The organism is Herbaspirillum sp. Sphag64, from assembly GCF_014192645.1.
GTDB lineage: Bacteria > Pseudomonadota > Gammaproteobacteria > Burkholderiales > Burkholderiaceae_D > Herbaspirillum.
Map to the genome: position 1 here is coordinate 1,001,946 of NZ_JACHYE010000001.1, position 19,710 is coordinate 1,021,655.

At 56.9% G+C, this 19,710-nt stretch carries 14 protein-coding genes; 6 read left to right on the plus strand and 8 right to left on the minus strand.

Annotated elements, in window-relative coordinates; translation table 11 throughout:
- Positions 1 to 67: 67 nt before the first annotated feature.
- The 5 genes from pyk to gcl all read right to left on the minus strand — a co-directional run bounded on the left by pyk (position 68) and on the right by gcl (position 6,585).
- Positions 68 to 1,486, minus strand: coding sequence for a pyruvate kinase (pyk, locus tag FHW66_RS04475; protein WP_183378492.1), 1,419 nt, complete (start codon positions 1,484 to 1,486; stop codon positions 68 to 70).
- 61 nt (positions 1,487 to 1,547) lie between these two features.
- On the minus strand, positions 1,548 to 2,813 hold the full coding sequence (locus FHW66_RS04480; protein WP_183378493.1) for a glycerate kinase: 1,266 nt from the start codon (positions 2,811 to 2,813) through the stop codon (positions 1,548 to 1,550).
- A 199-nt stretch (positions 2,814 to 3,012) separates the two neighbouring features.
- Entirely contained in the window at positions 3,013 to 3,900 is an 888-nt protein-coding gene (glxR, locus tag FHW66_RS04485; protein ID WP_183378494.1) for a 2-hydroxy-3-oxopropionate reductase, read from the minus strand.
- Positions 3,901 to 3,968: 68 nt separating this feature from the next.
- Complete coding sequence (gene hyi / locus FHW66_RS04490) at positions 3,969 to 4,748, minus strand: hydroxypyruvate isomerase (RefSeq protein ID WP_183378495.1); 780 nt, start codon at positions 4,746 to 4,748, stop codon at positions 3,969 to 3,971.
- Between the two features lie 61 nt (positions 4,749 to 4,809).
- The gene (gcl, locus tag FHW66_RS04495; protein ID WP_183378496.1) at positions 4,810 to 6,585 is read right to left on the minus strand and encodes a glyoxylate carboligase; all 1,776 of its coding nucleotides are present in this window, start codon (positions 6,583 to 6,585) and stop codon (positions 4,810 to 4,812) included.
- Between the two features lie 173 nt (positions 6,586 to 6,758).
- On the opposite strand from gcl, the gene FHW66_RS04500 reads away from it, so the two are divergent.
- From FHW66_RS04500 to guaD, 6 genes are all read left to right on the plus strand, one after another.
- On the plus strand, positions 6,759 to 7,667 hold the full coding sequence (locus tag FHW66_RS04500; protein ID WP_183378497.1) for a LysR family transcriptional regulator: 909 nt from the start codon (positions 6,759 to 6,761) through the stop codon (positions 7,665 to 7,667).
- A 336-nt stretch (positions 7,668 to 8,003) separates the two neighbouring features.
- A complete protein-coding gene (locus FHW66_RS04505; RefSeq protein WP_183378498.1) occupies positions 8,004 to 9,302 on the plus strand; it encodes an NCS2 family permease in 1,299 nt (432 codons plus the stop codon).
- A 203-nt stretch (positions 9,303 to 9,505) separates the two neighbouring features.
- A complete protein-coding gene (gene xdhA / locus FHW66_RS04510; RefSeq protein WP_183378499.1) occupies positions 9,506 to 11,035 on the plus strand; it encodes a xanthine dehydrogenase small subunit in 1,530 nt (509 codons plus the stop codon).
- 22 nt (positions 11,036 to 11,057) lie between these two features.
- Positions 11,058 to 13,436, plus strand: coding sequence for a xanthine dehydrogenase molybdopterin binding subunit (gene xdhB / locus FHW66_RS04515; protein ID WP_183378500.1), 2,379 nt, complete (start codon positions 11,058 to 11,060; stop codon positions 13,434 to 13,436).
- Between the two features lie 11 nt (positions 13,437 to 13,447).
- Complete coding sequence (gene xdhC, locus FHW66_RS04520) at positions 13,448 to 14,530, plus strand: xanthine dehydrogenase accessory protein XdhC (RefSeq protein ID WP_183378501.1); 1,083 nt, start codon at positions 13,448 to 13,450, stop codon at positions 14,528 to 14,530.
- A 92-nt stretch (positions 14,531 to 14,622) separates the two neighbouring features.
- Positions 14,623 to 15,921 (plus strand): guanine deaminase, encoded by a 1,299-nt coding sequence (gene guaD / locus FHW66_RS04525; protein WP_183378502.1) that lies wholly within the window; start codon positions 14,623 to 14,625, stop codon positions 15,919 to 15,921.
- A 60-nt stretch (positions 15,922 to 15,981) separates the two neighbouring features.
- Here the strand turns inward: guaD and FHW66_RS04530 are convergent, their stop codons facing one another.
- The 3 genes from FHW66_RS04530 to oxc form a co-directional block, all read right to left on the minus strand.
- The gene (locus FHW66_RS04530) at positions 15,982 to 16,683 is read right to left on the minus strand and encodes a YoaK family protein (protein WP_183378503.1); all 702 of its coding nucleotides are present in this window, start codon (positions 16,681 to 16,683) and stop codon (positions 15,982 to 15,984) included.
- 23 nt (positions 16,684 to 16,706) lie between these two features.
- Complete coding sequence (gene yfdE, locus FHW66_RS04535) at positions 16,707 to 17,882, minus strand: CoA:oxalate CoA-transferase (protein WP_183378504.1); 1,176 nt, start codon at positions 17,880 to 17,882, stop codon at positions 16,707 to 16,709.
- 77 nt (positions 17,883 to 17,959) lie between these two features.
- The gene (gene oxc, locus FHW66_RS04540; protein WP_183378505.1) at positions 17,960 to 19,681 is read right to left on the minus strand and encodes an oxalyl-CoA decarboxylase; all 1,722 of its coding nucleotides are present in this window, start codon (positions 19,679 to 19,681) and stop codon (positions 17,960 to 17,962) included.
- Positions 19,682 to 19,710 lie beyond the last annotated feature (29 nt).

Below are 19,710 nucleotides of genomic sequence, written 5' to 3' on the forward strand. Positions count from 1 at the left end.
AAGCAACACACCAACAAAAGACGGGGTTACCATCACCGGCAACCCCGCCTTAAATCATGACTTCAGACTAGCCCCATATTTTTGCCAGCCGCAGCAGATTGGTACTCCCCGGCTGCCCGAACGGCATACCGGCAGTAATCGCAATCTGGTCTCCGGCAACAGCAAAACCTTCCTTCAAAGCAGTCTCGCAGGCAGCGCTCACCATCTCGCTTTCGTTATGAACCTGAGCGCTGATGGTCGAATGTACTCCCCATACCAATGCCAGCTGACGTGCCGTACTGAGCTTGGGCGTAATGCTCAGTATCGGTGCCATCGGCCGCTCGCGCGCCGCCCGCAGGCTGGTATGACCGGAGCTGGTATAAGTCACCGTCGTGGTAGCACCCAGGATACGGGTGACATCGCGCAGTGCCGAGCAGATTGCATCCGAACTATTGGCCTGCGGTACTTCATGCTGGGCGTCTAGCATGTTGCGGTAAAGCGGGTCAAGCTCGACTTCTTTGATCACACGATCCATCATCGTCACCGCCTGCAAGGGATAGGTACCATTGGCTGATTCAGCGGACAACATGACCGCATCTGAGCCATCATAAATGGCACTGGCAACGTCAGAGACTTCGGCCCGCGTCGGTACCGGACTGGTAATCATCGATTCCAGCATCTGGGTCGCGATCACGATTGGCTTACCCTGCTGGCGGCAGCTGCGCAAGATACGCTTTTGCGTGCCCGGCACACGCTCCGGCGGTAACTCCACGCCAAGGTCACCACGTGCCACCATGATCGCATCGGAGGCCGCCACAATGGCTTCCAGCTGATCCAGTGCAGCCGGCTTTTCCAGTTTGGAGAGCACGGCGGCACGACCAGCGATCAGGACGCGCGCCTCTTCCACATCTTCCGGCCGTTGTACAAAAGACAGGGCAATCCAGTCCACACCGAGCTCCAGCGCGAAGGCCAGATCACGTTTGTCCTTCTCGGTCAGCGCCGGAATCGGCAGCACCGCATCCGGCACATTCACGCCCTTGCGGTCCGACAAAATACCGCCATTGACGACCTTGGTCAGAATCCGTTGGCCGTCGCTGGCCAGCACCTGCAAACGCAGCTTGCCGTCATCCAGCAGGAGCGACTGACCGGCCGCAATCACCTCGAACAATTCGGCGTGCGGCAGACAAACACGGTGCTGGTCGCCGGGACGGTTATCTCGATCCAGCACAAAATCCTGTCCGGCCTGTAACTCGACCTTGCCGGCGGCAAACTGCCCGACGCGCAACTTGGGTCCCTGCAGGTCGGCGAGGATAGCGATAGGACGTCCGACTTCACGTTCGACCGCACGCACAATCTCAAACCGTGCGTGATGATCGGCATGGGTGCCGTGACTGAAGTTGAAGCGAAATACATCGGCACCGGCCTCGAACAAGGCCTTGATCATGTCCTTGGTGGCACTGGCCGGACCGAGTGTGGCGACAATTTTTGCCTGGCGTTGACGTCGCATGGACGGGTCTCCCTTTTATTGGTTGGAACGCACTTACTGGATCAGAACAAAATGATGAAAGCTACAAAATTAAAATCGCGCGAAAATCATTGACGTTGGTACGGGTTGGTCCACTGACCACCAGGTCATCAAGGGCGCTAAAGAAACCGTAGCCATCATTGTTTTCCAGCAGCGCTTTGGGATTGAGTCCCAAGGCTTGCGCCCGCTGGATCGATTGCGGCTGGTAGAGCGCGCCGGCATTGTCTTCGGAGCCATCAATACCATCGGTGTCGCAGGCAATGGCATGAATGCCGGGAGCCCCGTTGAGCGCCGTCGCCAGACTGAGCAGGAACTCGGCATTGCGTCCACCACGCCCGCTACCGCGCACAGTGACCGTCGTTTCGCCACCAGAGATCAGAACACAGGGCTTCTTGAACGGCTGATCGTATTGCGCGACATGGCGGGCAATCGCGGCATGCGCCAGTCCGATATCACGCGCCTCGCCTTCCATGTCATCCGACAGAATATAGGGCGTGATCCCTGCTGCCAGCGCCTGCGCTGCTGCAGCCTGCAATGCCTGACGGGCAGTGGCAATCACGTGATGGGTATTGGCAGCCAGACGCGGGTCACCCGGCTTGGGCGTCTCATCACGCCCATCCAGCAGATGCGCACGCACCTCGGCTGGTACCTCGATCTGGTATTTATCGAGTACCGCCAGCGCGTCAGCACAGGTGGTAGGATCGGCCATTGTCGGGCCGCTGGCAATGATGCCGGGATCATCACCGGGAATATCGGAAATCATCAGCGTCACCACCCGCGCGGGTGCGCAGGCCAACGCCAGTCGCCCCCCCTTGATGGCCGAGAAGTGCTTGCGGACGCAATTCATTTCAAAAATGGTGGCACCGCTCTTGAGCAAGGCCTTGTTGATGGCTTGCTTCTGCGCCAGATTGATGCCAGCCGCGGGTAATGCCAGCAACGCCGAGCCACCGCCGGAGATCAGACATAACACCAGATCATCGGCAGTCAGCCCCTGCACCATCTGCAGCATGCGGGCAGCAGCTTGCCGACCAGCTTCGTCCGGCACCGGGTGCGATGCCTCGACCACTTCAATGCGACCACAATCGGCGCCATGTCCATAACGCGTGACCACGAGTCCTGACAACTGACCGGGCCAGTGCTGCTCCACGGTTCTGGCCATGGCAGCAGCACCCTTGCCAGCGCCGATGACGAGCGTGCGACCACGGGTCGGTGGTGGCGGCAAAAAGGCTGGCAGACATTTGTCGGCGCTGACAGCAGCGACTGCACTGTGATATAGGTCGAGCAGGAATTGACGAGGTTGCAATGACATGGAGTCGGTTTCCTTATGAAGGCAAGGCGGCAATCAATGACGAGGAAGTGCGATTGAAACTGGAGGGACATGCGGATTGGATAAATCAGATCCGTCGAGGCAGCCCCTCCCTCTGCCCCGACGATCTGAGAGCAAGCGCAGCCGTGTCTTATTGCACGGTTGGAAACTTGTGCGCGCTCATCACAACGGTGCAGCGTGATCAGCCTTGTGCGATCTGATGATTCGACATCAGCTCGATTGCCCGGCACAACGCCGAGTGATCCAGACCGCTCATGCCATTGGCGGCGCAGGCATTCATCAATTCCTGCGCCGCCGCAGTGTTCGGCAGACTGACGCCGAGTGCCTTGGCGCCCTGCAGTGCCAGATTCAGGTCCTTCTGATGCAACTCGATACGGAAGCCAGGCGTGAAAGTACGCTTGACCATCCGTTCGCCATGCACTTCCAGAATCCTGGACGCAGCAAAGCCGCCCATCAGTGCCTGACGCACGCGTGCCGGATCGGCACCGGCCTTGGACGCGAACAACAGCGCCTCGGCGACGGCCTGAATATTCAGTGCCACGATGATCTGATTGGCGACCTTGGTGGTCTGACCATCACCGTTGCCACCAACCAGCGTGATGTTTTTGCCCATCAGTTCAAACAGCGGCTTGACGTCATTGAAAGCCGATTCGTTACCACCCACCATGATGGTCAGCGACGCTGCCTTGGCACCGACTTCGCCACCGGAGACGGGCGCGTCCAGATATTCGCAACCGAGTGCATTGATCTTTTGTGCAAAGCCTTTGGTGGCAATCGGCGAAATTGAGCTCATGTCGACGACGACCTTGCCCGCGCTCAAGCCTTCTGCCACACCGCCCTTGGCAAACAGAACCGCTTCCACATGCGGTGTGTCCGGCACCATCACGATGATGATGTCTGCGCGCTTGGCCACTTCTGCACCGGATGTACAAACGGTAGCACCACCTTCGATCAACGCAGCTGGTGGGTTCTTCTGGTCATGCAGATACAGTTTGTGACCGCCCTTTTGCAGGTTTTCTGCCATGGGCGATCCCATGATGCCTAACCCGATAAATCCGACTTTTGCCATGATGTGTCTCCTCTGAAAATAAAATGACTATCTTGAATCTCGTGAATTGCGTGAATCCCGCTGTCTGATCAGACCCAGTGGGCGGCACGCCAGCCCAACCCTTCAACCGTACCTGCACGCGGTTTGTACTCGCAGCCGATCCAGCCCTGATAGCCGATCGCATCCAGATGTGCGAACAAGAAGCGATAGTTGATCTCACCAGTACCGGGCTCGAAGCGACCAGGATTGTCGGCCAGCTGGACATGCCGGATCAGAGACAGATTGGCTTTGATCGTGTTGGCCAGTTCGCCTTCCATCCGTTGCATGTGATAGATGTCGTATTGCACGAACAGATTGTCTGAGCCGCTGGCGGTAATGAGCTCCACAGCCTGCTTGGTGGTGCTGAGGAAGAAGCCCGGAATATCGAAGGTATTGATCGGTTCGATCAACAAGGCAATACCCTCTGTCTTAAGTTTGTCAGCGGCAAACGCCAGATTGGCTAGCAAGGTTTGTCGCTCCACTTCGACGCTCACACTGGCAGGCTTGATGCCAACCAGACAGTTGAGCTGACGCACGCCCAAGGCCCTGGCGTAGCGGATCGCCAGATCGACTCCCTCACGGAATTCTTCCACCCGGTCAGGATGGCAGGCGATACCACGCTCACCTGCCTCCCAGTTACCGGCCGGAAGATTGTGCAGCACCAGCTCCAGTTCGTTCTGGCGCAGTTGCTCGGCCAGTTGCTCTGGCTCGAACGGATACGGAAACAAAAATTCCACCGCCTTGAAATTGGCTTGTGCGGCGGCACGGAAACGCTCCAGAAATGGCAGCTCGGTAAAGAGCATGGTCAGGTTGGCGGCGAGTTTGGTCATGATGTCAGACTTCCTTTGTAATCAACTGTCTTGTCGTGCTTCTCTATATAGATGGACAGCATCAGTCCAACAGGCTGATGGCAGTCGGTGCATGCTCACGGCGGGTCGCCAGTTCTTCGAATTCATTGATGGCGTTGATTTCGGTGCCCATCGCGATATTGGTGACGCGCTCCAGAATGATTTCCACCACTACCGGTACCCGGAATTGCTCCATCCAGCGCTTGGCCTGTGCGAAGGCGTCCTGAATCGCATTCGGATCAGTCACCCGAATCGCCTTGCAACCCAAGCCTTCAACCACGGCCACGTGATCGACACCGTAGCCATTGAGGTCTGGTGCATTGATGTTTTCAAACGCCAGCTGCACGCAGTAGTCCATCTCGAAGCCGCGTTGTGCCTGGCGAATCAATCCCAGATAGGAGTTGTTGACCACTACATGCAGATACGGCAGGTTGAATTGCGCACCGACGGCCAGTTCTTCGATCATGAACTGGAAATCATAGTCGCCGGAGATCGCTACCACCTTGCGTTGAGGATCGGCGGCGCAGACGCCAAGTGCAGCAGGAATGGTCCAGCCCAGTGGTCCGGCTTGACCGCAGTTAATCCAGTGACGCGCCTGATACACATGCAGAAATTGCGCTGCCGCGATCTGCGACAAACCAATTGTGCTGACGTAGCAAGTATCACGACCGAAAGCACGGTTCATTTCTTCGTAGACGCGCTGTGGCTTGATCGGCACTTCATCAAAATGGGTCCGGCGATGCAGTGTTCGCTTGCGCTCCTGGCATTCTGCCAACCACGCCGAACGGTCGGCAAGCTTGCCAGCTGCACGCCACTCCTTGGCGACCTCGATGAACAAGGTCAATGCCGCCTTGGCATCGGAGACGATGCCAAAGTCAGGACCGAACACGCGACCAATCTGCGTCGGCTCAATATCCACATGAACAAACTGACGGTCCTTGGTAAATACATCGATGGAACCGGTATGGCGGTTCGCCCAGCGATTGCCGATACCAAGCACGAAGTCGGATGCCAGCATGGTCGCATTGCCGTAGCGATGGCTAGTTTGCAAACCAACCATGCCAGCCATTTGCGGATGGTCATCCGGAATCGCGCCCCACGCCATCAGGGTCGGAATCACCGGCACGCCGGTAATTTCAGCAAATTCGACCGCGAGACCGGCCGCATCCGCATTAATCACGCCACCGCCAATGGTCAGCAAGGGACGTGTTGACTGGTTCAGCATGTGCAGCGCCTTTTCGATCTGGGCGCGGGTCGCACTGGGACGATAGACTGACAACGGCTCATAGGTATCGGGATCGAATTCGATCTCGGCCATTTGCACATCAAACGGCAAGTCGATCAAGACCGGTCCGGGACGGCCCGAGCGCATCAGATGAAAGGCTTGCTGGAATACACGTGGCACCAGCGCTGGCTCCCGCACCGTTACGGCCCACTTGGTCACCGGCTTGGCGATGGACTCAATATCGACTGCCTGAAAGTCTTCCTTGTAGAGCCGCGCACGCGGTGCCTGACCGGTAACGCACAAAATGGGAATCGAATCAGCCTGCGCCGAATACAAGCCGGTGATCATGTCAGTACCAGCCGGGCCTGAGGTGCCAATGCACAGCCCGATATTGCCGGCCTTGGCGCGGGTATATCCTTCGGCCATATGCGATGCCCCCTCAACGTGACGGGCCAGAACATGCTTGACACCGCCGTGGCGCTTCAAGGCCGCATAGAATGGATTGATTGCTGCACCCGGAACACCGAAGGCTTGCAGGCAGCCCTCCTTTTCCAGAACATAGACCGCTGCGTCGACTGCCTTCATCTTTGCCATATTGCCTCCTCGTTGGAATCTGATTGCTGGTCGGTCGCGGCCCAAAGACGAGCCAACTCAACCGTTGGAAGCATCCTATAACCAACAATAAAGTTTGATAAGAAGAAGAAAAGTCTATTTATTCGATACAAAAAATATGGAAAAATACAAAAAGTATTGAATAAGGAGATATTTTGGACAAACTCAAACAAATCGAAGCCTTTGTCAGCGTGGTCGAAAAAGGCAGTCTGGCGGCCGCTGCGCTGGCAGAAAACATCACCCCGGTGATGCTCGGGCGTCGTATCGATGCGCTCGAAAAACGTCTGGGCACCAAGCTCATGCATCGCACCACACGGCATCTGACGGTGACCGAACAAGGCAGTGTGTTTCTCGATCATTGCCGCAAATTGCTGGGCGACATCGAAGTGGCGGAAAAAAGCATTGCCGAAGGTCGGCACAAAGCCACCGGCCATCTGGTGGTTTCAACTCCCGCCGCCTATGGTCGCTTGCACGTGGCACCGCATGCACCGGCTTTTCTGGCACGCAATCCGGAGGTACAGATTTCGTTCAACCTGACCGACCGCGTAGTGGATCTGGTGCGTGAGGGCTATGACCTGGGGATTCGCATCGGCGGCAGCATCGAACCCAGCTTTGTTGCGGTCAAGCTCGCCACTAACCGACGCGTGGTGTGTGCGGCACCGGAGTATCTGCATCGCAACGGCATACCGAAGACGCTCGACGATCTGGCACAGCACAACTGCCTCGCCTTTAACTTGCAAGGCGGTCAGCAACGGGGCTGGTATTTTCAGCAGAACGGCAAGCCCGTCATCATCCGTGCGCAAGGCAATCTGGACTGCAATGACGGTGAACTGTTGCACCGTTGGGCTTGTGAAGGATTGGGACTGGCCTGGCGCTCGACCTGGGAGATCCAGTCCCAGCTGGCATCGGGCGAGCTGATCACAGTACTCGATGACTATGCGTTGCCGCATTACGACATCATGGCGGTGTATCCACAACAACATCATTTGCCAGCCAAGACACGGTTTTTTATTGACTATTTGAAAGAAGTGTATTCACAGCAAGATTACTGGACCACCTTCTGAGAATCTTGTTGGAAGTCGTCGGTGCCGCACTGGCAAAGGCGTAGCGCCGGATTAGGATGCACACTTATATTGCAGGACGTATAGCTTATATGTGCGAAAAAATGAGATTTCCGGAAAAAATTCACCGACAGTACCTGACGCTGAAGCCAAAGCGCGCAAAAATAGAACGAGCACGAATCATCGAAGTGAGGACTTTGATTGCTAATCGTGCCGCCGATAGTACAGAAATCCGCATTGGTGACAGGCAGACAATAACAGCGCCTTTTTGACGAAAGTGGGATACTTCCACGCTTTTTTCGGCGCACAACGCGCAAGCGATAAACGGAGACAAACTTCATGAAACTGCTGGACAACTTTTTCAAGCTGAGTGAGAACGGGACCACGGTACGAACCGAATTACTGGCCGGTTTGACCACCTTCCTGACGATGGCCTACATCATTTTCGTCAATCCATCGATCCTTGGCGACGCCGGTATGCCCAAGGATTCCGTGTTTGTGGCGACCTGTCTGGCCGCAGCCATTGGCACGCTGATCATGGGTCTGTACGCCAACTATCCGATCGGCATGGCACCGGGCATGGGGCTCAACGCCTACTTTGCCTACGCCGTGGTCAAAGGTATGGGCTTTCCATGGCAAGCCGCACTGGGCGCGGTTTTCATCTCCGGCTGTCTGTTTGTGCTGGTGAGTCTGTTCCGTATCCGCGAATTGATCATCAACAGTATTCCGCATTCACTGCGTAGTGCGATACCGGCGGGTATCGGGCTATTTCTTGCGCTCATCTCCCTCAAAACTGCTGGGATCGTAACCTCCAACCCAGCCACCTTCGTGACCCAGGGAGATCTGCACAAGGCTGCACCGGTACTGGCGATTATCGGCTTCCTGTCCATCGTGGCAATGGACCAGTTGAAGGTGCGTGGTGCCTTGCTGATCGGCATTTTGCTGGTCACCATCCTGAGCTTCGTGTTTGGCGGGAATCATTTCTCGGGCATTTTCTCGGCACCACCGTCAATTGCGCCGACCTTGTTGCATCTGGATATCAAGGGTGCCATTTCGATGGGCCTGATCAATGTGGTACTGGTGTTCTTCCTGGTCGAACTGTTTGACGCAACCGGCACCCTGATGGGCGTGGCGCAACGCGCCGGGCTGATCAAGGATGGCAAGATGGCGCGCATCAACAAGGCATTGCTGGCTGATAGCGGTGCGATCGTCGCCGGCTCTCTGCTGGGCACATCGAGCACAACCGCCTATATTGAAAGTGCAGCAGGCGTGCAAGAAGGTGGCCGTACCGGGTTGACCGCTGTGACCGTGGCTGTGCTGTTCCTGCTGGCGCTATTCATTGCGCCATTGGCAGGTGTGGTACCGGGTTATGCAACCGCACCGGCGCTGTTTTTTGTAGCTTGCCTGATGTTGCGCGAGTTGACTGAAATCAACTGGAAAGACACCACCGAGTGCGTACCAGCGGCAATTACTGCCCTGATCATGCCCTTCACGTATTCGATCGCCAACGGTCTGGCATTGGGTTTCATCAGCTACGCCGGTCTGAAGTTGCTGACCGGCCGGGCCCGGGAAGTGTCGAAGGTGATCTGGGTCATCGCGGCAATTTTCCTGTTCAAGCTGGTCTACCTGGGCGCATGATGGCAGTCAGGAAATAGCAGTGATACGGTCGACAGCAAGCACGTCTGACGCGCGCTGTTGATCGCATCACAAAAATCAACTGCAACAATCGGCCGCAACAATTTTCTGCTGCAAAGTTGCACGGTATTTCCGACAACCCGGCACAGATCTTGTATCAACAAAAAGTCATCAACGTTATTTTTACGGCAGAACAAGAAAACACCATGTCCGATCCAATTCGCTTCTATTTCCGCGGTGCGGTCCAGCAAGTGGAGACCCACGCTGGCGCTACCGGCAAACCCGTCACCCGCACTGTTTTACAGCATCTGCGCGAGGACCTGCACTGTACCGGCACCAAGGAAGGCTGTGCCGAAGGCGATTGCGGTGCCTGCACTGTCGTCATCGGTGAACTGCGCGACGATGCGCTAGAACTGAAAACAGTCAATTCCTGCATTCAGTTCCTGCCCACTCTGGATGGCAAGGCCTTGTTTACCGTAGAAGATCTGAAACAGCCCGACGGCTGCCTGCACCCGACCCAGCAAGCCATGGTCGAATGCCACGGCTCCCAGTGCGGTTTTTGTACACCGGGCTTTGTGATGTCACTGTGGGGCTTGTACCTCAAGCATGAGCAGGATGGCATTGCTCCCAGCACCCGCGAAATTGACGATGCGCTGTCGGGCAATCTATGCCGTTGCACCGGCTATCGTCCGATCATTGATGCCGCCCGCCGCATGGGTGAATTACCCAAAGTCAATTTTGATCGCGCACCGGTAATCGAAGCGTTGCGCGCTCTGCAACGCGAACAGCCCCTGCGCGTGAGCTACAACGGTCAGACCTTCCATGCGCCACAAACCCTGGAGCAACTGGCCAGCCTGCGGGATGCCTTGCCGAAGGCACGTATCCTGTCCGGCTCGACCGATGTCGGCTTGTGGGTGACCAAGCAGATGCGCGATCTGGGTGACATCATTTATCTGGGACAAGTCGGCGCCCTCAAGCACATTCACGCCGCCGATGGCTGGCTGGAAATCGGTGCCGGCGTGACACTGGAACAAGCCTACGCAACTGCCAGCGCCTACTATCCGGAGGCACTGTCGGAACTGTGGCAACGCTTTGCCTCGCTGCCGGTGCGTAACGCCGGCACGCTGGGCGGCAACGTCGCCAATGGCTCGCCGATTGGCGACTCGATGCCCTGGCTGATCGCCTTGGGGAGCGAAATCGTGCTGTATGGCGTCAATGGTCAGCGCACCATGCCGCTTGAAGATTTCTATATCGCGTATCAAAAGTCGGCATTGCAAGCCAATGAGTTTGTACAGGCCGTGCGCGTTCCCTTACCCGGCGGTGCCCGCGACAAGGTGGTCTTGCGTACCTACAAATTGTCCAAGCGCTTTGATCAGGATATTTCAGCGGTCTGCGCGGCCTTTGCCTGCACGCTCGATGGCGGCAAGGTGGTCAATGCGCGACTGGCCTATGGTGGTATGGCCGCAACGCCAAAACGGGCTGCACAAGCTGAGGCAGTCTTGCAAGGTCAGGACTGGAATGAAGCCAACGTCAAGGCTGCAATGCAGGCATTGGCACAAGACTATGCACCGCTGTCGGATATGCGCGCATCCTCCGGCTACCGCATGAAAACCGCGCAGAATCTGCTCTATCGATATTGGCTGGAAACCCGTGCGGACGCGCCACTGGCACCAACTTCGTTACGTGCGTTTGCGCACGGCAAGCCGGCCATTCCTCTGGTACAGAGCGTCGCGTAGAGAAACAGGCGAGGACATCACAATGAACAAGCAAACTGAAGAATTCATGGCGAGCAAAAGCACCCATTTGCAAGCCGATTTACGGTCCAACTGGCACGAGGTCGGCAAGTCTCACGCGCACGAATCGGCACTGCTGCATGTGGCCGGTGAAGCGACTTACACCGACGATATTGTCGAGCTGCACGGCACGCTGCATGCAGCACTCGGTCTGTCACAAAAAGCCCATGCAAAATTACGCTCGATCGATCTGACCAAGGTCAAGGCAGCAGCGGAGGTAGTCGCCGTCTACACCGCGGCAGACATCCCTGGCACCAATGACGTTGGTGCCATCATCCACGATGATCCGGTACTGGCGGACGGGCTTGTACAGTATGTCGGCCAACCCATCTTTATCGTCGTCGCCCGTAGTCACGATGCCGCACGCCGTGCAGCTAGACTGGCTGTGATTGAATACGAAGAGTTACCTGCCATTCTCACGCCACGGGCTGCCCACGCAGCGCAATCCTATGTGTTGCCTCCGATGCATCTGGCGCGCGGCAACCCGGCTGCAGCATTGTCGCAGGCTCCGCACAAACTGGTCGGCCAATTCGATGTCGGTGGTCAGGAGCAGTTTTACCTGGAAGGCCAGATTTCCTATGCCATTCCCAAAGAGGGACGTGGCATGCATGTCTATTGCTCGACCCAGCATCCCAGCGAAATGCAGCATCACATTGCGCACGTATTGCACGTAGCGTCGCATGATGTGCTGGTGGAATGCCGTCGCATGGGTGGCGGTTTCGGCGGCAAGGAATCGCAATCGGCGCTGTGGGCTTGCGCAGCCGCGGTTGCCGCAGTGAAGCTGCAACGCCCGGTCAAACTGCGCGCTGACCGTGATGACGACATGATGGTCACCGGCAAGCGTCACTGCTTCGCCTACGATTATGAAGTCGGGTATGACGATAGTGGCCGCATCCTCGGCGCCCGGATTGAGATGGTCTCGCGCGCCGGTTTTTCTGCCGATCTGTCAGGCCCGGTCGCCACCCGTGCGGTATGCCACTTTGACAATGCCTACTATCTGTCGGATGTCGATATCCGCGCCCTGTGCGGCAAGACCAATACCCAATCCAATACCGCGTTCCGAGGCTTTGGCGGACCACAAGGTGCGATTGCAATCGAATATATTATCGATGAAATCGCCCGTAATCTGGGCAAGGATGCGCTGGACGTACGGCGTGCCAATTTCTATGGCGCCAGCGATGCCGAAGGTCCGGATGCCCGCAATGTGACCCACTATGGCCAGAAGGTGGAAGACAATGTCATCGCGGCACTGGTTACTGAACTGGAACAAACCAGCGAGTACCAGCAGCGACGTGCTGACATCAATGCCTTCAACGCCGCCAATGTCATCCTCAAAAAGGGGCTGGCATTGACGCCAGTCAAATTCGGCATTTCGTTCAATGTGCCGCACTTGAATCAGGCCGGTGCGTTAGTGCACGTCTATACCGATGGTTCGGTGCTGGTCAATCATGGTGGCACCGAAATGGGCCAGGGGCTCAATACCAAGGTGGCGCAGGTGGTTGCCCATGCCCTCGGTCTGTCACTGGAGCGGGTACGCTGCAGCGCCACCGATACCAGCAAGGTTGCCAATACCTCGGCAACCGCTGCGTCGACCGGTAGTGACCTCAACGGCAAGGCCGCACAGGATGCCGCCCTGCAGATTCGCCAACGCCTGAGCGCGGTCGCCGCCAAAAAATTTGCCTGCGATGCCAGCGAGGTGCAGTTTGCCGATGGCGTCGTCAGCGCCGGTACGCAATCGCTGCCGTTTGACGAGCTGGTGATGCAATCGTATCTGCAGCGGGTTCAATTGTGGTCGGATGGCTTCTATTCAACACCGCGCGTGCATTGGGACGCCAAGACCATGACCGGTCATCCCTTCTTTTACTTTGCCTATGGTGCGGCGGTGGCGGAAGTCGTGGTCGATACGCTCACTGGCGAGTGGCGTCTGCTGCGCGCCGATGCACTCTACGATGCGGGTAACAGCCTCAATCCGGCAATCGACATCGGTCAGGTAGAGGGCGGCTTCATTCAGGGCATGGGCTGGCTGACTACCGAGGAATTGTGGTGGAACAAGGATGGCAAGCTGATGACGCATGCGCCTTCGACCTACAAGATTCCAGCGATCTCCGATTGCCCGAGTGACTTCCGGGTAAGGCTGTTCAAGAACAGCAATGTCTCCGATAGCATCCACCGCTCCAAGGCGGTGGGTGAGCCACCGCTGCTACTGCCATTTTCGGTGTTTCTGGCTTTGCGTGATGCGGTTTCATCGGTCGGCGAGCATCGCGTCAATCCACCGCTGCGAGCACCCGCTACCAGCGAAGCGATCCTCGATGCGATCGAAGCAGTCCGCGCCAGCCTGAACTGATCGAGATCAACATGACGACCTGGCTCAACGCACTCCGAGACCTGCACAGCAACGCCACCGCGGCGGTGCTGGTGACGGTTGCTGCGATTCAGGGTTCGACCCCGCGGGAAGCGGGCGCGCGCATGGTCTATACCGGCACCCAGCAATTTGACACTATCGGTGGCGGTCATCTGGAATGGCGCGCAGCGCAGATTGCGCGCGCCATGCTGGCCGCTGATCCGGCCTTGTTGAGTAGCACACGCAAACTGGAACGGATTGCACTTGGCCCTAGCCTCGGTCAATGCTGTGGTGGCGTGGTATTTCTGGCTTTTGAGCGGATTGATCCGGTCGCCGATACCAGTGTCGCAGTCATGCTCGACAATCTGGAACAACATCGGCGTAGCGGTCATGATGTCTGGCGTGCGATCCCACTAGAGGCCCTGCAGCAGCCGTTGCTGCTGGAACCCGAGGGTGATCACCTGCCTGCCCTGCCGTCCGTGGATGAGCAGCTACTCCGGCAAGGTACAACCCAGCTGGTGCGCGATAGCAGCGGCAAACAATGGCTGCTCGACCGTTGTCGTGCGCAATTGCCACAGGTCGTCCTGTTCGGAGCCGGGCATGTCGGTGCGGCGATTGTGCAAGTACTCAATACGCTGCCCTGTCGCCTGATCTGGGTCGATGCGCGGGAAGAGATGTTCCCGCAGAATCTGCCTGCCCACATTACGGTAGAAGCCACCGACGTCCCCAATGCAGTCGTCGATCAGGCTGATCCGGGTGCCTATTATCTGGTGATGACACATAGCCATGCACTGGATCAGCAATTGACCGAACGGATTCTGCTGCGGCCCGATATTGGCTGGTTCGGCCTGATCGGCTCCCGTACCAAGCGGCAGCAGTTTGAACATCGCCTGCTGGAACGGGGCATCACGCAAGAGCAGCTTAATCGCATGACCTGCCCGATCGGGATTCCTGGCATTTACGGCAAGGAACCTGCCAGCATCGCCATTGCCGTGGTGGCGCAGCTGGTGCAACTCTGGGAATGTCGGCAGTCACAGCCATACCCCGCCAAGTCTGGAACGAGGCTGACCACACAGGCTCTGGACGGCCGTCACTAGGACAGTGCCGGACCGTCACCTGTAGGGCATAATCTGTCGGCATGCCACTCAAGATTTCGGCCGACCTCACGTTTCATCAGGACTGCAAACCCATGACTTCTTCCGTACACGCCTACCGCGCCAGCATTCTCCATTTCCGCAACGATCCGGCGTTTGATGAACATGCCACTGCATGGCATAGCGATGGCTTGCTCATCGTCGCCGATGGCAAGATCATTGCAGCAGGCGACCATGATCAACTGATCGGAACGCTGCCTGCTGATACCACCCTGCACGACTACCGTGGCAAGATCATTACACCGGGTTTTATCGATACCCATGTGCATTATCCGCAAACCGACATCATTGGTTCACCGGCACCGGGCTTGTTACCTTGGCTCGAAACGTATACTTTCCCGGCGGAACGACGCTTCGAAGATGGCAGCCATGCGACTGAAGTCGCCGACTTTTTCCTGGCAGAACTGCTGCGCAACGGCACCACCACCGCAGCCGTCTATTGCACGGTGCACCCGCAATCGGTAGATGCTTTCTTTAGCCGCAGTCACGCACTGAACCTGCGCATGGTGGCCGGCAAATGCCTGATGGATCGCAATGCACCAGAATTTCTGCGCGATACCGCCGAGCGCGGTGCACGGGAGACCGAAGAACTGATCCAGCGCTGGCATGGTAAAGGCCGTCAGCACTATGCGATTACCGTGCGTTTTGCGCCGACCTCGACGCCGGAACAACTGAAACTTGCCGGTGAACTGGCGCGCCAGTACAGCGATACCTATATCCAGACACACGTTGCTGAAAACAGCGATGAAGTCAAATGGGTCAAGGAACTCTTCCCCGACAGCCGCAGCTATCTGGACGTCTATGACCAATATGGACTGATGCGCACGCGGGCTTTGTATGCCCATTGCATCTGGCTCGATGACGCCGACCGCGCGCGTATGGCGGCAACTGGATCGGCGGCGACAGTCTGCCCGACCTCGAATCTGTTCCTGGGCAGCGGCCTGTTTGACTTTGCCAATGCCGACAAGCTACGCATGCCGTACTCGCTGGCGACCGATGTCGGTGGCGGCAGCAGCTTTTCGATGCTGCAGACCATGAATGAGCTGTATAAGGTGGGTCGTATGGGTGGTACCCATCTGGCAGCGCAGCGCATGTTCTACCTGGCCACACTGGGCGGTGCGCGTGCGCTGCAACTGGAAGGGACGATTGGCAATTTCAACTCCGGATGCGATGCCGACTTCGTGGTGCTGGATCCGAAAGCCACGCCGTTGCTGGCTCGTCGCAGCGCCACCACTAACAGTCTTGAAGAGCAATTGTTTGCACTGGCGATCCTGGCCGATGATCGCGCGATTGCAGCGACCTATTCGGCTGGTGTCATTGTGCATATGCGCTGAAGTTGCATCACCCAGATCAGACGGGCTGCTTTGATAGCTGGCCCATCTGATCCGCTGTATTCATGATTCAGGTAGACGCAACAGGTCTACTGTAATCACCACCAGTAACAAGGCTGGAATGACCAACGGTTGTCTGATCCAGCCATCTACCACCGCCCCCACTGCAGCTGCCACGCTGTAAGTTAGCCAGGCCAGACCCGGCAACAGGACTTCGGCAAGCTCAGGACGTTTGGCACGCTCGGCTTTTTTTCCAAAATAGCGACCAACAAATGCATCCGCAAACTTCACCATATTGTTGGTCACCACCAGCGTCTGCAACGACACAGCACCAAAGCGACTGATGGCTTCGCCTTGCATGGCCAGCGCCAATGCCAATAACGGTAATTCAACCGGCACTCGCAAGGCGGGATGGGTACGTACCAGACCGGTAAACAGCAGCAACATCGCCATCAAGGACAGCTCCAATGCCGGCCGTCGCAAATGGCGACGAATTACACTGGCGATCATGCAGCCGACAAAGAAGGCACCAATTGCGAAAGCCAGCAAGCCGAATCGTGACCAGCTCTGCTGTGCCAACGTCCAGCCTAGCTGCACGGTATTGCCGGTCATGATGGCAGGATAGATACCGCCGACATCCTTGTAACCGATGACCTCGACAAAACCACACACGGTCGTCAGTGCCACCACCCGACGCAGATTGACAGCCATGGATGGGACAGCAGGTGCAGCAAGGGAAATCACATCTTGCGAGAGCGTCGTCATATCAGGTCCTTTCCCCAAGAGAGTCAGACAAGCGCATCGGTATGAGCAAATTCTTGCCTCAGCTCTGCACCATGCTGGTCCAGTTGCGGAGCGCCGGGACGCATTGTCGGATCGGCATAGGCACTAAGCTTGATCGGATTACCAGGCATGCGCAATCCACCGGCCTCAATCAGCATATTGCGCGCCGCCGTCTGCGGCAATTGCGCAGCCTCGGCAATATTGAGCAAGGGACCAACCGGTACACCTGCAGCGTGAATCACGTCTAACCAATGCGCTGTATCCTGCTGCTGCAAGACGGCTTCGATTTCCTGTTTGAGCGCGGTTTGATTTTCCATCCGTTCATGGTTGACACTGAAGCGTGGGTCGCTGAGCAGTTCCGGACGATTGAGGGCATGACACAGCTTCTGGAACAAGGCGTCATTGCCACAGCACAGCACCAGTTGCCGATCACGTGCCTGGAAGACGTCGAACGGTGCCATGTAAGGATGACGGTTGCCCATTCGCTCTGGCGCTTGTCCGGTCGCTACATAGGACATGAACCCATGTTCCATGAACGCCAGCGTGGCATCAAACATGGCGATATCCACATGACAGCCTTTGCCGGTGCGTGTACGGTCATACACAGCACTGGCAATCCCGCTGAACAGGTAAATACCTCCACACAGATCGGAAAGGGACGTACCGACCCGGGTTGGTGGGCCGTCCGGGAACCCGGTGCCGTTGAGAATCCCACTCATACCCTGAACAATAGTGTCATAGGCCGGATAGCTTGCCAGTGGGCCTGTCTGACCAAAACCTGATGACGAAGCGTAAATCAAGCGTGGATTGATTTTGGATAATTCGGCGTAAGAAAAACCAAGCTTCTCCATGGTACCGGGACGATAATTTTCTGCCAGTACGTCAGCCTGACGAACCATATTCAAAAAGACGGTACGGTCAGCCTCTGCCTTGAGATCCAGCACAATGCTCTCCTTGCCGCGATTGACGAAGCTGAAGTAGAGCGACTGACCGTCGACAAACGGCCCAAGCAGGCGCGTGTCATCACCATGCCCGGGTTGTTCCACCTTGATCACGCGCGCGCCCAGATCAGCGAGAATATTGGTGCCGAAAGGCCCATTCAGGACATGCGTTAGATCAACCACCAGCAAATCGGAAAACGGACCGGCGGGACGTGCAGTATTACCTGTTGCTTGATTCATACTTGCCTTCCAGATTGAAAACCGGGCGGAATGGATTGTGTCCACCCGGTCGATATCAGCATGCGATGACGACGCTCTTATTGTGCTGGCGCCAATGCACTCTTTGGGTTGAGGTTTTTCAGATGTCCGCTTTCAGTACCGGCATGCGGGTCGATCACACAGTTGATCAGAGCAGGTTTGCCACTACTCTCGGCAGCGGCCAACGCTGTTATCAATGCATCGGACAGTGCTGCAGGGTGCGTCACGTGATAACCAGTACCACCGAAGGCCTCGATCAGCCGGTCATAACGCGCTGCGGCCGTCAATACCGTCGGACTGGGATCGCTTCCGTTACCGCGATTGACATCATCGCCGCGATAAATGCCACCGTTGTTGAATACGACAATCACGACTGGCAATTGATAACGACAAATGGTTTCAAGCTCCATGCCACTGAAGCCAAACGCACTATCACCTTCGAGCGCCACTACCGGTGCACCAGTACTGACCGCCGCACCGATCGCATACCCCATACCGATTCCCATCACTCCCCAGGTACCGGCATCGAGACGTTTGCGCGGTAACTGCATATCGATGATATTGCGCGCGGAATCGAGAGTATTTGCCCCCTCATTGACCAACACCACGTCCGGCCGGGTAGCCAACACATCGCGAACTGCACGCAAGGCACTCTGAAAAGTCATGGGGTCAGGATCGGCCTGCAGGTTGAGCGCCATCTTTTCTTCGTTGTGACGGCGACGCTCGGCGATGGCGGCGCGCCAGTCTGTTGGTGACTTCACTCCAGTGGTATTAAGTCCCGCACGCAAAGCCTGCATGACCGAGACGATATCGCCAGCCAAGGGGGCGGCGATGGCACGGTTACTATCGAATTCTTCTGGGGCGATATCGATCTGGATCAAACGTACATCAGCGGCCCATTGTGGTGCCTTGCCATGTCCCAGTAACCAGTTCAGACGCGCCCCAACGAGTACCACCACATCGGCCTGCGCCAGTGCGTAGGAACGCGCCGCGGCTGCCGACTGAGGATGACCATCCGGCAATAAGCCCTTGGCCATCGACATGGGCAAATAAGGAATACCGGTTTGCTCAAGGAAAGCAAGCACCTCATCTTCAGCCCGGGCGTAGGCCGCGCCCTTGCCTAAGATCACCAATGGTCGCTTGGCACCAGCCAGCAGGCTCAGCGCTCGAAGAACGGCATCCGGCGCAGGGAGTCTCGCCGGTGCCGGATCGATCACTTTGACCAGACTGTCGAGGGCACTTGCCTGCGTGGCCGCAGCCAGTGCGGCGGCCGTCATATCCAAGTAAACGCCCCCAGGTCGACCCGATACCGCTACCCGAATCGCGCGGGCAATACCGATACCAATGTCCTCTGGTCGGTTGATACGAAATGCCGCCTTGGCATAGGGCTTGGCAGCATTGAATTGATCCAGTTCTTCATAGTCACCCTGCTGCAAATCAACGATATTGCGATCGCTTGAGCCGCTGATGAGGATCATCGGAAAGCAGTTGGTCGTCGCATTCGCCAGCGCAACCAGTCCATTGAGAAAACCAGGTGCAGACACCGTCAGACAGACGCCCGGCCATTGATTCAGGTAGCCAGAAATGGCGGCTGCATTACCGGCAGACTGTTCATGTCGGAATCCTAGATAACGGATACCTTCGGCCTGTGCCAGCCGCGCCAGATCAGTAATCGGAATACCGGCAACACCATAAATTGTCTCGATACCATTGAGTTTGAGGGCCTGCACGACAAGATGAAAACCATCCGTCATGGCGTCCTGAGGGGAATTGTCTTCCATGTTGTTATGTTCCATGAATTGAGACGGGG

Coding starts and splice junctions, on each gene's coding strand:
- FHW66_RS04530 (WP_183378503.1), bottom strand. CDS start 16,683: ATGACGACGCTCTCGCAAGATGTGATTTCCCTTGCTGCACCTGCTGTC.
- oxc (WP_183378505.1), bottom strand. CDS start 19,681: ATGGAAGACAATTCCCCTCAGGACGCCATGACGGATGGTTTTCATCTT.
- FHW66_RS04480 (WP_183378493.1), bottom strand. CDS start 2,813: ATGTCATTGCAACCTCGTCAATTCCTGCTCGACCTATATCACAGTGCA.
- FHW66_RS04505 (WP_183378498.1), top strand. CDS start 8,004: ATGAAACTGCTGGACAACTTTTTCAAGCTGAGTGAGAACGGGACCACG.
- gcl (WP_183378496.1), bottom strand. CDS start 6,585: ATGGCAAAGATGAAGGCAGTCGACGCAGCGGTCTATGTTCTGGAAAAG.
- xdhB (WP_183378500.1), top strand. CDS start 11,058: ATGAACAAGCAAACTGAAGAATTCATGGCGAGCAAAAGCACCCATTTG.
- xdhC (WP_183378501.1), top strand. CDS start 13,448: ATGACGACCTGGCTCAACGCACTCCGAGACCTGCACAGCAACGCCACC.
- xdhA (WP_183378499.1), top strand. CDS start 9,506: ATGTCCGATCCAATTCGCTTCTATTTCCGCGGTGCGGTCCAGCAAGTG.
- pyk (WP_183378492.1), bottom strand. CDS start 1,486: ATGCGACGTCAACGCCAGGCAAAAATTGTCGCCACACTCGGTCCGGCC.
- glxR (WP_183378494.1), bottom strand. CDS start 3,900: ATGGCAAAAGTCGGATTTATCGGGTTAGGCATCATGGGATCGCCCATG.
- guaD (WP_183378502.1), top strand. CDS start 14,623: ATGACTTCTTCCGTACACGCCTACCGCGCCAGCATTCTCCATTTCCGC.
- hyi (WP_183378495.1), bottom strand. CDS start 4,748: ATGACCAAACTCGCCGCCAACCTGACCATGCTCTTTACCGAGCTGCCA.
- yfdE (WP_183378504.1), bottom strand. CDS start 17,882: ATGAATCAAGCAACAGGTAATACTGCACGTCCCGCCGGTCCGTTTTCC.